Origin of the sequence: Xanthomonas sp. SHU 199 (genome assembly GCF_000364665.1) — a bacterium.
In the GTDB taxonomy this organism is placed as follows: Bacteria; Pseudomonadota; Gammaproteobacteria; order Xanthomonadales; family Xanthomonadaceae; genus Xanthomonas_A; species Xanthomonas_A sontii.
Map to the genome: position 1 here is coordinate 1 of NZ_AQOI01000465.1, position 1713 is coordinate 1713.

Consider the following 1713-nt stretch of genomic DNA (forward strand, 5'->3'; position numbering starts at 1 on the left):
GACATGGCCCAGGCCGACGCCGCACCGGGCGACGCCGCCGATCAGGGCGACCAGGGCGACACCACGGCGCACGCCGCAGCCGCCGGCGAACCCGCCGAGCCTGCCGCGACGGCGCAGGCAGACGCGGCCGATGCTGCAGACGCCACGGACACTGACACTGACACCGACACCGACACCGACACCAGCGACACCGCAGCACCGCACACCCCCGCGACCGACGACGCCCACGCGCCGGCGGCCACGGATTCCACGACCGCCCCGACGGGCGAACCCGAAGCCGCGCCGGGAGAGCGCGCGGCGGATGCGAACGAAGCCGAAGACAACGCCGTCGCGACGACGACCGTGGCTGTTGACGATGCCGATTCCGAACCACAGGCCGACGCGCAACGCGCCGGCCGGAGCCAAGTAAATGAGTGACACCTCCCGCAAGCTGTCTTTGAACAAGCTCTCGCTCAAGCGCGACGCCGCTGCCGCCGAGCAGCCGAAACTGGAAGAACGCCTGCACAAGGTCCTGGCCCAGGCCGGACTGGGCTCGCGCCGGGCGCTGGAACAGCGCATCGCCGACGGCCTGGTCAAGGTCAACGGCGAGGTCGCGCAGACCGGCATGTCGATCCGCAGCGGCGACAAGATCGAGCTGGACGGCCGCAGCTTCGTCGCCAGCGCACTGACCGAGCCCTCGCGCGTGCTGATCTACAACAAGCCCGAAGGCGAAGTGACCACGCGCGAAGATCCCGAAGGCCGCCCGACCATCTTCGAGGCGCTGCCGGCGCTGAAGGGCGCGCGCTGGATCGCGATCGGCCGCCTGGACATCAACACCACCGGCCTGCTGCTGCTCACCACCGACGGCGAGCTGGCCAACGCGATGATGCACCCCTCCTACGAGATCGAGCGCGAGTACGTGGTGCGCGTGCGCGCCCCGGAAGGCGAAGAGACCGTGCCCGACAGCATGATCGAGCGGCTCTCGCGCGGCGTGCTGCTGGAGGACGGCGGCGCCAAGTTCGACGAGATCGAACGCATCGGCGGCACCGACTCGCACGACTGGTTCCGGGTGGTGGTCAAGGAAGGCCGCAACCGTGAAGTGCGGCGCCTGTGGGAATCGCAGGGCTGCCAGGTCAGCCGGCTCAAGCGCACCCGCTACGGCAAGATCGCGCTGCCGCGCGAGCTGCTGCGCGGGCATTCGATGGAACTGGCGCAGGACAAGGTCGAGGCGCTGCGCGCCGAGCTGAAGCTGGAGGAAGGCACCCCGTCGGCGCTGACCCTGCAGCCGGTGATCGGCCAGCGCAAGGCGGCCAAGGCCACCGTGCAGGTCGGCCGCGGCGGCAACGCCTACGTCAACGGCCACAACACCGCCGACGAAGGCCGCGAGCTGCGCCGCTTCGACACCTTCCGCGAGGACCGCGGTCGCGGCCGCGGCGGCAAGAAGCCGCATGGCGGCCTGACCGTGAGCGGCGAAATGGCCGCCAAGCAATCGCAGAAGCCGTTCAAGCAGCGCACGCCGAAGGGTCCCAAGCCGCTGCCGGACGGCAACCCGGCCGCGTTCCGCACCTGGTACGTGCCCGATGGCGTCAGCACCGGCCCGACCGGCCACCGCAACGCCGGTCCCGGCGGTCGTGGCCAGGGTCAGGGCCAAGGGCGTCCCTACGCCAAGCCGCGTCCGGCCGGTGCCGGCGCCGGTGCGGGCGCCGGCCAGGGCCGCGGTCAGGGCCAGGGCCA

General features: G+C 71.6%; 1 protein-coding gene and 1 pseudogene. Both read left to right on the forward strand.

Going from position 1 to position 1713, the window contains the following annotated elements:
• Positions 1 to 417, forward strand: a pseudogene (locus D183_RS28035) (SMC-Scp complex subunit ScpB); the annotation flags it as partial.
• The coding region (locus D183_RS0114820; RefSeq protein ID WP_026144498.1) for a pseudouridine synthase at positions 410 to 1713 on the forward strand (1304 nt) is incomplete at its 3' end. The pseudogene D183_RS28035 and the gene D183_RS0114820, both read left to right, overlap by 8 nt.